The organism is Mesorhizobium sp. (genome assembly GCF_024509055.1).
In the GTDB taxonomy this organism is placed as follows: domain Bacteria; phylum Pseudomonadota; class Alphaproteobacteria; order Rhizobiales; family Rhizobiaceae; genus Mesorhizobium.
In genome coordinates this window covers 1-12,447 of the sequence record NZ_JANINM010000483.1, presented here as the reverse complement: position 1 = coordinate 12,447, position 12,447 = coordinate 1, and the positions used below count along the sequence as shown (strand labels likewise).

The 12,447-nt window shown below is 63.4% G+C and carries 10 protein-coding genes; 2 read left to right on the top strand and 8 right to left on the bottom strand.

The window, feature by feature from the left end:
* From Q0L57_RS28490 to Q0L57_RS28480, 3 genes are all read right to left on the bottom strand, one after another.
* Positions 1–244: biotin/lipoyl-containing protein (locus tag Q0L57_RS28490; RefSeq protein WP_296746418.1), on the bottom strand; the 244-nt coding region annotated here is incomplete at its 3' end.
* 1 nt (position 245) lies between these two features.
* On the bottom strand, positions 246–1,259 hold the full coding sequence (locus Q0L57_RS28485) for an alpha-ketoacid dehydrogenase subunit beta (protein WP_296746417.1): 1,014 nt from the start codon (positions 1,257–1,259) through the stop codon (positions 246–248).
* 2 nt (positions 1,260–1,261) lie between these two features.
* The gene (locus Q0L57_RS28480) at positions 1,262–2,494 is read right to left on the bottom strand and encodes a 3-methyl-2-oxobutanoate dehydrogenase (2-methylpropanoyl-transferring) subunit alpha (protein WP_296746416.1); all 1,233 of its coding nucleotides are present in this window, start codon (positions 2,492–2,494) and stop codon (positions 1,262–1,264) included.
* 451 nt (positions 2,495–2,945) lie between these two features.
* Between Q0L57_RS28480 and holA the strand changes: the two genes are divergently transcribed.
* Positions 2,946–3,989 (top strand): DNA polymerase III subunit delta, encoded by a 1,044-nt coding sequence (gene holA / locus Q0L57_RS28475; RefSeq protein WP_296746415.1) that lies wholly within the window; start codon positions 2,946–2,948, stop codon positions 3,987–3,989.
* A 396-nt stretch (positions 3,990–4,385) separates the two neighbouring features.
* Here holA and Q0L57_RS28470 read toward each other — a convergent pair whose 3' ends face one another.
* The 5 genes from Q0L57_RS28470 to mnmE form a co-directional block, all read right to left on the bottom strand.
* Positions 4,386–5,276, bottom strand: coding sequence for a ParB/RepB/Spo0J family partition protein (locus Q0L57_RS28470; RefSeq protein ID WP_296746414.1), 891 nt, complete (start codon positions 5,274–5,276; stop codon positions 4,386–4,388).
* A gap of 67 nt (positions 5,277–5,343) precedes the next feature.
* The gene (locus Q0L57_RS28465; protein WP_296746413.1) at positions 5,344–6,141 is read right to left on the bottom strand and encodes a ParA family protein; all 798 of its coding nucleotides are present in this window, start codon (positions 6,139–6,141) and stop codon (positions 5,344–5,346) included.
* A 17-nt stretch (positions 6,142–6,158) separates the two neighbouring features.
* The gene (gene rsmG / locus Q0L57_RS28460) at positions 6,159–6,800 is read right to left on the bottom strand and encodes a 16S rRNA (guanine(527)-N(7))-methyltransferase RsmG (RefSeq protein WP_296746412.1); all 642 of its coding nucleotides are present in this window, start codon (positions 6,798–6,800) and stop codon (positions 6,159–6,161) included.
* Positions 6,797–8,671 carry a tRNA uridine-5-carboxymethylaminomethyl(34) synthesis enzyme MnmG gene (gene mnmG, locus Q0L57_RS28455; protein ID WP_296746411.1) on the bottom strand — a complete coding sequence of 625 codons (1,875 nt, stop codon included), beginning with the start codon at positions 8,669–8,671 and terminating at the stop codon, positions 6,797–6,799. Before mnmG ends, rsmG begins: the two co-directional genes overlap by 4 nt.
* 167 nt (positions 8,672–8,838) lie before the next feature.
* A complete protein-coding gene (gene mnmE / locus Q0L57_RS28450; RefSeq protein WP_296746410.1) occupies positions 8,839–10,146 on the bottom strand; it encodes a tRNA uridine-5-carboxymethylaminomethyl(34) synthesis GTPase MnmE in 1,308 nt (435 codons plus the stop codon).
* 64 nt (positions 10,147–10,210) lie between these two features.
* Between mnmE and Q0L57_RS28445 the strand changes: the two genes are divergently transcribed.
* Positions 10,211–12,238, top strand: coding sequence for a thioredoxin domain-containing protein (locus Q0L57_RS28445; RefSeq protein WP_296746409.1), 2,028 nt, complete (start codon positions 10,211–10,213; stop codon positions 12,236–12,238).
* Positions 12,239–12,447 lie beyond the last annotated feature (209 nt).

The following is a 12,447-nucleotide window of genomic DNA, read 5'->3' as shown; positions in this document are numbered from 1 at the left end:
CGCCGGCTACCTTCAGCCGCACGATCGGCGAGCCAATCGCCACCGTGTCGCCGATCTCAGCGCCGAGCCACAGGATCTCGCCATCGACCGGCGAGGGGATCTCGACGGTCGCCTTGTCGGTCATCACCGCCGCCAGGACCGTGTCCTCGCGCACGAGATCGCCAACCTTGACATGCCATTCGACGAGCTCGGCCTCGGCTACGCCTTCGCCGACATCGGGCAGCTTGATGACGTGCTCGCCCATGTCAGGCCTCCATGGTTTCGATCAGGGCGCGCCCGACCCGCGCCGGGCCGGGGAAATATTCCCATTCCTGCGCGTGCGGATAAGGCGTGTCCCAGCCGGCGACCCGCGCCACCGGGGCCTCAAGATGGTAGAAACAGTTTTCCTGCACCAGCGAAACCAGCTCGGCCCCGAAGCCTGACGTGAGCGTCGCCTCATGCACGACCACGCAACGTCCGGTCTTCTTCACCGAGGCGACGATCGTATCGAGGTCGAGCGGCAGCAGCGTCCTGAGATCGATGATCTCGGCATCGATGCCCGTCTCTTCGGCCGCGGCCTCGGCGACATAGACCATCGTGCCATAAGCGAGCACGGTGACCGCCGAGCCCTGCCGGCGGATCGCCGCCTTGCCGAGCGGGATGGTGTAATGACCGTCGGCCACTTCGCCGAGCTCGTGCTTCGACCACGGCGTCACCGGCCGGTCGTGATGGCCATCGAACGGTCCATTGTAGAGCCGCTTCGGCTCCAGGAAGATCACAGGGTCCGGGTCCTCGATCGCGGCGATCAGCAGCCCCTTGGCATCATGCGGATTGGACGGCACCACCGTCTTCAGGCCGGAAACATGGGTGAACAGCGCCTCGGGGCTCTGGCTATGCGTCTGGCCGCCGAAGATGCCGCCGCCGGTCGGCATGCGCACCACGATCGGGCAGGTGAAATCGCCGTTGGAGCGGTAGCGCAGCCGGGACGCTTCCTGGGTCAGCTGGTCATATGCCGGGTACATGTAGTCGGCAAACTGTATCTCGACACAGGGCTTCAACCCGTAGGCGGCCATGCCGATGGCCGAGCCGACGATGCCGGATTCGTTGATCGGCGCATCGAAGCAGCGGCTGCGGCCGTATTTCGCCTGCAGCCCTTGCGTGGCGCGGAAGACGCCGCCGAAGAAGCCGACATCCTCGCCATAAACAATGACGCGTTCGTCGCGCCCCATCGAGACGTCAAGCGCGTCGCGGATCGCCTCGATCATGGTCTTTCTGGGCATGGTCAGACCCCCGCCTGCTGGCGCTGGCGCCTGAGATGCGGCGGCATCTCTTCATAGAGCCCTTCGAACATGTCGCGCGTCGATGGTTTGCCGCCGGCATGCAGCGTGCCGTGGCTTTCGGCCTCCTTCTGCGCCGCGATCACCGTCTCGAGGATTTCGGCCTCCGCCTGGGTATGGCGCTCCTCCGACCAGGCGCCCTTCTGGATGAGGTGGTTCTTCAGCCGGATGACCGGGTCGCCGAGCGGCCAGGCGTCGGACTCCGCTTTCGGCCGGTAGGCGGACGGATCGTCGGAGCTGGAATGCGCGCCGGCGCGGTAGGTGACATATTCGACCAGTGTCGGCCCAAGGTTCGCGCGCGCCCGCTCGGCCGCCCATTTGGCTACAGCGTGGACGGCGAGATAGTCGTTGCCGTCGACACGCAGCGCCGGAATGCCGAAGCCCAGCCCGCGCGCCGCGAAGGTACCGGAGCCGCCGCGCGCAATGCCCTGGAAGGTCGAGATCGCCCACTGGTTGTTGACGACATTGAGGATGACCGGCGCCTTGTAGGTCGAGGCGAACACCAGCGCCGAGTGGAAATCGGACTCCGCCGTCGACCCGTCGCCAATCCAGGCCGCGGCGATGCGCGAATCGTTAGAGATCGCCGAGGCCATCGCCCAGCCGACCGCCTGGATGTACTGCGTCGCCAGATTGCCCGAGATCGAGAAGAAGCCATGCTCCTTCGATGAATACATGATCGGCAGTTGCCGGCCCTTCAGCGGGTCGGCCTCGTTGGAATAGATCTGGTTCATCATCATGACCATCGGATAGCCGTCGGCGATGAGCAGGCCGGCTTGCCGGTAGGTCGGGAAATTCATGTCGCCAGGCTGCAGCGCCTTGCGGAAGGCGCAGCTCACCGCCTCCTCGCCGAGATGCTGCATGTAGAAGGAGGTCTTTCCCTGGCGCTGCGCCATCTGCATGCGCGCATCGAAGGTCCTGAGCGTCATCATGTTGCGAAGACCTTCGAGGAGCTCGTCGTCGGTGAGCAACCCGGCCCACGGCCCGACCGCTTCGCCGGCGCGGTTGAGCACCCGGATGATCGAGAAGGCCATGTCGCGGATGGTGCGCGGATCGACGTCGATCTCCGGACGCGGCACCGAACCGGCCTTGGGGATTGGCACATTCGAGAAGTCGGGCATGCCGCCTGGCCGAACCTCGGGCTCGGGCACATGAAAGCGCAACATTCCAGCATCGGCCATGAACTTAGGTCCTCCAATGTTGCCGGTGCGATATTTGCACATCCGCGCCGCCAGACCAGTGCGAATTCGCAGGGCCTGGGTACGGCGGTCCTCCCGGTCATCCGCCCTGTTAAGGTGGATGCGGCACACGGGCGACAAGATGCAGATATGGCGGCGAAATTTCTTGTCGATGTTTCCGGGCGCGGCGCAATTTGGCGGAAGTTTACCGGGCGATTGCCGCCATATAATGCAATTGACCGGCTGATGCCGTGCGCGCCTTCCCTTCTCCCCCAGGGGGAGAAGGTGGATCGGCGCGATAGCGCCGAGACGGATGAGGGGTGTTCCAGCGGAGTGTGACGTCGGCTTTCCCTGGAGCACCCCTCATCCGTCGCCTCCGGCGACACCTTCTCCCACAAGGGGAGAAGGAGAGGGCGCTGGTTCCCGCACCCCACCCCATGCTAACTCACCCCGCATGGCGCAGAAAAAGGGATATGAAGTCGATTCGTGGCTGGCGCGGCCCGATCCAGCCATGGCGATCGTCCTGCTTTATGGTCCCGATCGTGGCCTGGTCGCCGAGCGGGCGAAGGCTTTCGCGACGAAAACCGGCCTGCCGCTGGACGACCCCTTCTCGGTGGTCAAGCTGGACGGCGCCGAGGTCGACCGCGACCAGGGCCGCCTGCTCGACGAGGCGCGAACCGTGCCGATGTTTTCCGACCGGCGACTGCTCTGGGTGCGCAATGCCAGCGGCCAGAAGGCGCTGGCCGACGACATCAAAGCGCTGACCACCGAGCCCGCGCGCGACGCCATCATTCTCATCGAAGCCGGCGACCTTAAGAAGGGAACGGGGCTGAGGGCCATCGTCGAGGGCGCCGGTAACGCAATCGCACTGCCTTGCTACGCCGACGAGGCCCGCGATCTCGACTCGGTGATCGACGACGAGCTGCGCAAGGCCGGCATGTCGATGGCGCTGGATGCCCGCCAGGCGCTGCGCCGCAACCTCGGTGGCGACCGGCTTGCCTCGCGCGGAGAGATCGAAAAGCTGGCGCTTTACGCACACGGGCAGAAAGAAATCACCCTCGACGATGTCAACGCCCTGTCGGGCGATGTGTCCGGCGCCTCGTTCGACGACGCGGTCGACGCCATGCTTGACGGCAAGGTCAGCGATTTCGACATCGCCTTCACGCGTCATTGCCAGGCTGGCGGCCATCCTTTCCTGGTCCTGTCCTCTGCGATGCGGCAGTTGCAGGCGATTCAGGTGATGCGCGGCCAGATGGAATCCGGCGGCCGCAACGCCGCCTCGGTGGTCGCGGCTGCTCGCCCGCCGGTTTTCTTCTCGCGCCGCAAGCTCGTTGAAAAGACGCTTGACCGCTGGAGCAGCGAGGCCCTCGGCCGCGCGCTCAACCGCCTGCAGACGGCCGTGCTGCAGACGCGCAAACGGGCGGATCTGTCCGAGGCATTGGCCAGGCAGGCGTTGCTGGGAATCGCGGTGGAGAGCGCGAGGCTGGGGCAGCGGTAGAAAGCCGCTCCGGCAATTGATGTTTTAGCCGATTGGCTGATCCCTGGCCTCGGCATCCTCGGCTTGACCCGTGGATCCATGCCGAGACCTCTCCGAAGCGTGCGGCCGCCCAGAATTCTGTTATCGCAGCAAAGCCTTACCGTTGCGACATTGATCCTAGAGTCTACGCACGTCGATCCGCTCTGGGATGACCAATGAGGTGTTGGCGATCGCCCTCTGCCCCACTGGGCATCCCCCTACGTCGCAATCGATCGGACTTTCGCCAATCACCCGGGCCATCGAAAAAAGGGCCAGCATAACGATGCCAGCCCCTTGTCTATCACGGATATATCAGACCGATTCTAACCTTAAGGCAGAACCACATGTTCCAGCCAATTAGCGTTGCGCGCCAAAAGCCTAGCGCTCATCCTTGAGCCGCCGGCACAGCTCGTCGAGCTGATCCAGCGACCGATAGCTGACCCGCAGCGAGCCGCCCTTGCCCTTGTGATCGATGCTCACGATCATGCCGATCGTGTCGGTCATCAGCTTTTCCAGCGCCAGCGTATCCGGGTCCTTCTCGGCGGCGCCGGTCGATTTGGCCTTGGCCGGCGTCGGCCCGGCCGGCATCTGCGCCAGCGCCTCTGCCTGGCGCACGGATAGCCCTTCCTTGACGATGCGCTTGGCGAGCCCGGCCGGATCTTCCGCGGTCACCAGCGTGCGGGCATGGCCGGCCGACAAATCGCCGTCGACCAGCATGTCGTGAATGACGTTGGGCAGCTTCAACAGCCGCAACGTATTGGCGACATGGCTGCGGCTCTTGCCGATCACCTGGCCGAGATCGGCCTGCGTATAGCCATGCTCGTCGATCAGCTGCTGGTAGCCCTGCGCTTCTTCGACCGGGTTGAGATCGGCGCGCTGCACGTTCTCGATGATCGCCAGTTCAAGTGCCGTGCGGTCGTTGACGTCGCGCACGATCAGCGGGATCTCGGTCAACCCGGCGCGTTGCGCCGCCCGCCAGCGACGCTCGCCGGCAATGATCTCGTAGCGGCCGGGCTGCGACGGGGAAGGCCGCGCCACCACCGGCTGCACCACGCCGTGCTCGCGGATCGACTGGGCAAGGTCGGTGAGCTCGGCGTCGCCAAAATGCCGGCGAGGGTTCTTCGGGTTGGGGCTGACGAACTCGATCGGCACCTTGCCGTCAGCCGCCACCATGGCGCTCGGCTTTTCCGGCGCTGCCGGCCGGTCGATCTCGCCGATCAGCGCTGCAAGCCCACGGCCCAGTCTTTTTCTTGATTGGTCTTCGCTCATGACTTTGTCCAGATCGTTTCGGAATCGAATCGGCTATTCGTTAATAGAAGTGGCCTGCTGGCGCCGCTCAGGCAGCGCGCAGCTTGCGCTCGCGGCGAATAACCTCGGAGGCGAGCTGCAGGTAGGCCTGGCTGCCCGAGCACTTCAGATCATAAAGGATGGCCGGCTTGCCATAGGATGGCGCCTCGGAGACGCGAACATTGCGCGGGATGATGGTCTCGTAAACCTTGTCGCCCATATGGGTGCGCACGTCCTGCACCACCTGATTGGCGAGGTTGTTGCGACCGTCATACATGGTCAGCACGATGCCCTGGATGGTGAGATCCGGGTTGATCGTCTGGCGCACCTGGTCGACCGTTTCCAGCAATTGGCTGAGGCCTTCCAGCGCGAAGAACTCGCATTGCAGCGGCACAAGAACGGAATCTGCTGCCGCCATTGAATTTAAAGTTAAAAGATTGAGCGAGGGCGGGCAGTCGATCAGCACATAGCCGAACGGAGCCGAACGCTCGCTGGCGGCGCGTAGCGCGTTGCGCAGCTTGAGCACACGATCCGGCGCCGAGGCGATTTCCATTTCGATGCCGAGCAGGTCAAGCGTGGATGGAATGATCGACAGCCCGGGCACCGCGGTCGCCACGGCGGCGGCTTCCAGTTCGAGCTCGCCAGTCAACACGTCGTAGGACGACGTCTTGCGATCCTTGCGGTCGATGCCGAGGCCGGTGCTGGCATTGCCTTGCGGATCGAGGTCGACGATCAGCACCCGTTCGCCGATGGCGGCCAGCGCCGTGGCCAGGTTGATGGCCGTCGTCGTCTTGCCGACGCCGCCCTTCTGGTTGGCAACAGTGATGATACGCGGTCCAGTTTTCATGGGTCTATGCCAGTGATTCATTGCGGGGTCGCCGGGCGCAAATCTGTGATTTCGAGGATGACGCCATGTGGGTCGGTCATGCTCGAATGTTCTACCAGATCGAAGGCCCAGCGGTGAGCGCTTTCTTCCACTTCGGCTCGGTAATCCCGGCCTTTGTGGAAAAGCGCGCGCGCGCCTTTGGTCAGCCAGGGCGCGGACAGATCGAGCAGGTCCGGAAGCGCCGCCAGCGCCCGTGCCGTGACGATTTCCGGTTCTGAAACAAGGGAATAGCTGTCATCGATACGCTTGGCGAGCACACGCGCCGGGAAGCCGAACTGGCCGATGATCGATTGCAGGAACGAGGCTTTCTTGCGGTTGCTTTCTACCAGATCGATCGAAGCGCCTGGGCGCTCCGCAAGCAGAAACCCCAGCACAAGTCCCGGAAAGCCGCCACCGGAACCGAGGTCGACCCAGCGTTTTGCGGCGGGAGCGATTCGCGCAAGCTGAGCGCTGTCCAGGATGTGGCGCCGCCAGACGTCATCCAACGTCGAAGGCGCCGCCAGATTGATGCTGCGATTCCATTTCAGGAACAGCTGTTCGAAGGCTTGCAGGCGCTCGAATGTTTCACGTGAAACCGGACCCGCGGCCTTCTGCAGCTCATCCCAGGCACCGGCCTTCACGCAACGTCCCTTCGCGCGGCGAACTCGGCGTTGCGGACATGGGCGACGATGATCGCTAGCGCGGCCGGCGTCATGCCTTCCATGCGCTGCGCGTCGGCGATCGAGCGCGGTTGGCGTGTCTTCATCTTCTGCTTCAACTCGTTGGAGAGACCGGGAACCTCCGAGAAATCGATAGTCTCCGGAATGAGCCGAGACTCCTCATGTCTTATCTGAGCGACGTCTGCCCGCTGCCGGTCGAGATAGACTGAATATTTCGCTTCCGTTTCAAGCCGCTCGGCCGTGTTCGCGTCGAGCGACGCAAACCGCGGCTCGATACGAACCAGCCAAGCCAGATCGACGCCCGGATGCGCCAGCAACTCATATGCCGATCGGCGCACGCCATCCCTGTTGATCTCCAACCCATGACGTGCCGCTTCGTTCGGGGTGAGGGTGACCGACTTCGCCAGCGCACGGGCATGGTCGAGTTTCGAACTGATCGCGCCGAAGCGCTCCAGCCGCTCCCGGGAGGCGATACCAAGCCTGGCGGCCAACGGCGTCAACCGCTCATCGGCATTGTCGGCTCGCAGCGACAGACGGAACTCCGCCCTGGATGTGAACATCCGATACGGTTCGGCGATGCCTCGACTGGTCAGGTCGTCGATCATCACGCCGATATAGGCTTCGGTACGGCTGAGCACGACCTCCTCCCCATCAGAAGCCTTACGCGCCGCGTTGATGCCGGCAAGCAGACCCTGGGCGCCAGCTTCTTCATAGCCAGTCGTACCGTTGATCTGTCCGGCCAGGAACAGGCCCGCGACGCGCCTTGTCTCCAGCGTCGTCTTCAGCTCGCGTGGGTCGACGTGATCATACTCGATCGCGTAGCCCGGCTGGAGCATCGCCGCCTTATCGAGCCCAGGGATCGTCTTGAGGATGTCGAGTTGCACGTCTTCGGGCAGCGAGGTTGAGATGCCGTTCGGATAGACGGTGTCATCGTCGAGGCCTTCCGGCTCAAGAAATATCTGGTGGCCTTCACGGTCGCCGAACTTGACGATCTTGTCCTCGATCGACGGGCAGTAGCGTGGACCGACGCCCTCGATCGAGCCGGAATACATCGCCGAGCGGCCGAGATTGGCGCGGATCAGCTCGTGCGTCGCCGGCATGGTGCGGGTGATGCCACAATGAATCTGCGGATTGGTAATGCGGTCCGTCATCAGCGAGAATGGCACGGGATTCTCATCCCCCGCCTGGCTGTCCAGCGAGGCCCAATCGATGGTGCGGCCATCGAGGCGAGGAGGCGTCCCGGTCTTCAGACGCCCAAGCTTGAAGCCCGCGCGGCTCATGGTCGCCGACAAACCGATGCTTGCCTGCTCGTTCATCCGGCCAGCGACAATCTTCCTGTCGCCGATATGGATCAGCCCGCGCAGGAAGGTACCCGTGGTCAGCACCACGGCACCGCACGCAAGGCGGCGATCGCCGGATACCAGGACGGCCGAAACGCGCCCATCTTCAATCTCGAGATCGAGGACCTCGCCTTGGACCACATCCAGGTTTGCCTGCTCGGTGATCGCGGCCTGCATGGCGAGCCGGTAGAGCTTGCGGTCAGCCTGAGTGCGGGGGCCGCGAACGGCGGGACCTTTGCGACGATTGAGCAGGCGGAACTGTATGCCGGCGGCATCGGCAATCCGGCCCATCAGTCCATCCATGGCATCGATCTCACGCACGAGATGACCTTTGCCGAGACCGCCGATAGCCGGGTTGCAGGACATGACACCGATCGTATCGAAGCGCAGCGTCACCAGCGCGGTCCTGGCGCCGGCTCGCGCGGCCGCACTTGCCGCTTCGCAGCCGGCATGGCCGCCGCCCACCACCACCACATCATAGTGATTGGTCATTTCAAGAATCCGGTTTCAGAGATTGCCAGACACATGTCCCTGCCGCCGCGCCCTGTCAAGGATGAAGGCAAGAATCGTTTCACGTGAAACATTTTGGCTCAGCACACCCTGGTTGCTGTTTCACGTGAATCACGCAGGGAGCGTCACTCCAGGGTGTTTCACGTGAATCATTTACCGATGCAGAACTGCGAAAAGATGACATCGAGCAAATCCTCGACATCGACGCTGCCTACAATCCGCCCAAGACGATCGGCAGCCAGCCGTAGCTCCTCGGCTCGCAGCTCCTGACTTTCCCCGGCTAGGGCCCCATTCAGAAACCCGGCCGTTTTCCGCAACAGCTCAACATGCCGAAGTCGCGACGGCAAGACATCTCCCGCATCACCCGCGGCCGCCGACGCGCGGCGGCCGATTTCGCTCAGCAGGGATTCCATCCCAGTTCCATCTTTGGACGAGATGCTCAAGTCATAGCCCGGGCGCCCCTGGCTGAGGTCGGCTTTCGTTCCGATCTTCAACAACGGCACCCCTGCCGGGACGTCGCCTATGGGTAGGGGGGAGACCATGTCTTCAAGCAGCAGCACAAGGTCCGCACCCCTCGCTTTGGTGCGCGCCCGCTCAATACCGATGGTCTCAACCTTGCCGGCGGTCTCGCGCAGTCCCGCTGTGTCTATGATGCGAACTTTTAGCCCCTTAAGGTCCAGGACCACTTCGAGCAGGTCACGCGTCGTTCCCGGTTCGTCGGTGACAATCGCCGCCTCGCGTCGCGCCAGCGCATTGAACAGACTGGACTTGCCAGCATTGGGCGCGCCAAGGATAACCACCTCGAAACCGTCCCGAATGATCTCGGCGGCTTTGAAGCCTTCGATGTGGTGCTCGATCTCACCAATCATTGCCGCAACGTCTGACCAGACCGCCTCCGAAACGGAGCCTGGCACGTCCTCCTCATCAGCAAAGTCGATTTCTGCCTCGATCATGGCCCGCGCATGGATCAGCCGGCGCCGCCAGCCCGAATAGAGCTCGCTTTGGGCTCCTTCCGCGTTGCGCACGGCGAAGCGCCTCTGAGCTTCGGTCTCGGCATTGACCAGATCGGCGAGCGCCTCGGTCTCGACGAGATCGAGCCTGCCATTGAGAAAGGCCCGTCGTGTGAACTCGCCGGGCTCCGCATGCCTGACGCCGTCGAAGCCGGTGATCGTTTCCAGCATCTTCGCCGCCACCGCCCGGCTGCCATGGACGTGGAATTCGGCGACATCCTCTCCCGTGAAGCTGCCAGGACCTGGAAAGAAAAGCACAAGGCCGTGGTCGATGACATCGCCGCCGGGCGCGGCAAGCCTCCGCAACGTGGTAAATCGATCCTTAACGGCGCCAGCAATCGTTTCGACGACGAATCGAGTCTGCGGCCCGGAAATCCGGATCACGGCAATGCCGGCGGGCAGACGCCCGCTCGAAAGCGCTACGATCGAATCTGTCTGGGAAACCATTTGCCCGACCTGCCGAACCGCCTTAGCCTTTGGCGCAATGAAGTAACCTTGCCGAGCCGCCAACGTGACCCTGCCGCCACAAAACCTGCTTGCCGAAGAGGCCAGCCCCTATCTCCAGCAGCATAGCGACAATCCTGTCCATTGGCGGGGATGGTCGCCGGCGGCCCTTGCCGAAGCGAAGGAGCTCGGACGGCCGATCCTTCTCTCCATCGGCTATGCCGCCTGCCACTGGTGCCATGTCATGGCGCATGAGAGCTTTGACAACGCCGCCGTCGCCGCCGTCATGAACCGACTGTTCGTCAATATCAAGGTCGATCGCGAGGAGCGCCCGGACATCGATCAGATCTATATGGCCGCGCTCCACGCCATGGGTGAGCAGGGCGGGTGGCCGCTGACCATGTTCCTGACGCCCGAGGGGAAGCCTTTCTGGGGCGGCACCTACTTTCCGCGCGAGGCGCGTTATGGCCGGCCCGGTTTCATCCAGGTGCTGGAGGCTGTCGACAAGGCCTGGCGGGAGAAGGAACATAGCCTTGCCGAGAGCGCCGACGCGCTTACGACCCATGTCGAATCGCGACTGGCCGGCGCCCAGGGCAGGGCCATTTTAGGCCGCGGCGCGCTCACCGATCTTGCCGGCCGTATCGACGGCATGATCGACCGGGATCTCGGTGGCCTGCGCGGAGCGCCGAAATTCCCCAACGCGCCTTTCATGCACACCCTGTGGCTGTCCTGGCTGCGCGACGGGCAAGCCGCACACGGCGACGCAGTGCTCGTCAGCCTGGAAAAGATGCTGGCCGGTGGCATCTACGACCATGTCGGCGGCGGCCTCAGCCGTTATTCGACGGACGCGGAATGGCTGGTTCCGCATTTCGAAAAGATGCTTTACGACAACGCGCAGCTTATCCGCCTGTGCAATTGGGCCTTTGCCGCGACCGGCAACAGCTTGTTCCGGATACGAATCGAAGAAACGGTTGCCTGGCTGCTGCGAGAGATGCGCGTCGAAGGTGGCGCGTTCGCAGCCAGCCTCGATGCCGACAGCGACGGGGAGGAGGGGCTTTTCTACACATGGAGCCGCAAGGAAGTCGAAGCCGCTCTTGGTGACGATGCCCCGACGTTCTTCCGATACCTCGATCTCGCCGCGCCCCATGGCTGGGAAGGCAAGCCGATCATCCGCCAGAACGAAGCGCAGCAGAGTAGCGGTGTCGCCGACCACGATCAGCTCGCGCCGCTGAAAGCAGAGCTGCTGGCCGCTCGCGAAAAACGCGTCAGGCCAGGACGCGACGGCAAAGCGCTCACTGACTGGAACGGGTTGATGATCGCTGCGCTGGCCGAAGCTGGCCGCTCGCTTGAGCGGCCTGACTGGATCGACGCCGCGGCAGAGGCCTTCGCACACATCGTCGACGCCAGCCAGGACAACCGCCTGTCACATTCCATGCTGGGCGCGAAGAAGCTCTTTCCGGCGTTGTCGAGTGACTATGCCGCCATGACCAACGCGGCAATTGCCCTGTTCGAGGCGACTGGTGATTCGTCTTATTCGAAACATGCCAGGCTGTTCATCGACCAGCTCGACCTCTGGCACCTCGATGGCGGGAAGACCGGCTATTATCTCACGGCCTCGGATAGCGGCGACGTGCCGATCCGCATTCGCGGCGATGTCGACGAAGCGATCCCCTCTGCCACGAGCCAGATTGTCGAAGCACTGGTGCGGCTGTCCTCGCTTACCGGCGATGTCAGCCTGTTCGAAAAGGCCTGGACTACAGCCGAACACGCCATGGGTCGCGCCGCGCAACAGGCCTACGGCCAGGCCGGCATCGTCAACGCCTGCGCGATGGCGCTCGAGCCGCTGAAGCTCGTCATTATAGATAGGTCCGAGTCTCCAATGCTCGTTCCGCTAGCGAATCGGAATCCTGATCCGCGCCGGGTCGATATCGTCGTGCCGATCGGTACGGACACGAATCGACCGTTATTGCCGGGCGGCGTGCTGCCGCCAACTGATGAGCCAGGCGCCTGGTTCTGCACCGGGCAAGTGTGTTTGCCGGTGGTTAGGGACGCGGGCGAATTGGAAGAGCTTTTGCGGCGGGGTTCGTCATCCTAGGGCGAAGCAAGCAGCGAAGCGACGCACGCAGACCTTAGGAATGACGAAGAGAGGGGCGCTACCCTCTCACCGCTTCGCGGATCGACCCTCCCCACAAGGGGAGGGTAAGCCCAATCACGTATTCATCGAATCGAAGAAGTCCGCGTTGGTCTTGGTCTGCTTGAGCTTGTCGATGAGGAACTCGATCGCGTCGGTGGTTCCCATCGGCG

What these genes read in the sequence shown, in the direction of transcription:
- holA (WP_296746415.1), top strand. Translation starts at nt 2,946, where the DNA reads ATGGCGCAGAAAAAGGGATATGAAGTCGATTCGTGGCTGGCGCGGCCC.
- mnmE (WP_296746410.1), bottom strand. Translation starts at nt 10,146, where the DNA reads ATGGTTTCCCAGACAGATTCGATCGTAGCGCTTTCGAGCGGGCGTCTG.
- mnmG (WP_296746411.1), bottom strand. Translation starts at nt 8,671, where the DNA reads ATGACCAATCACTATGATGTGGTGGTGGTGGGCGGCGGCCATGCCGGC.
- Q0L57_RS28480 (WP_296746416.1), bottom strand. Translation starts at nt 2,494, where the DNA reads ATGGCCGATGCTGGAATGTTGCGCTTTCATGTGCCCGAGCCCGAGGTT.
- Q0L57_RS28465 (WP_296746413.1), bottom strand. Translation starts at nt 6,141, where the DNA reads ATGAAAACTGGACCGCGTATCATCACTGTTGCCAACCAGAAGGGCGGC.
- Q0L57_RS28485 (WP_296746417.1), bottom strand. Translation starts at nt 1,259, where the DNA reads ATGCCCAGAAAGACCATGATCGAGGCGATCCGCGACGCGCTTGACGTC.
- Q0L57_RS28470 (WP_296746414.1), bottom strand. Translation starts at nt 5,276, where the DNA reads ATGAGCGAAGACCAATCAAGAAAAAGACTGGGCCGTGGGCTTGCAGCG.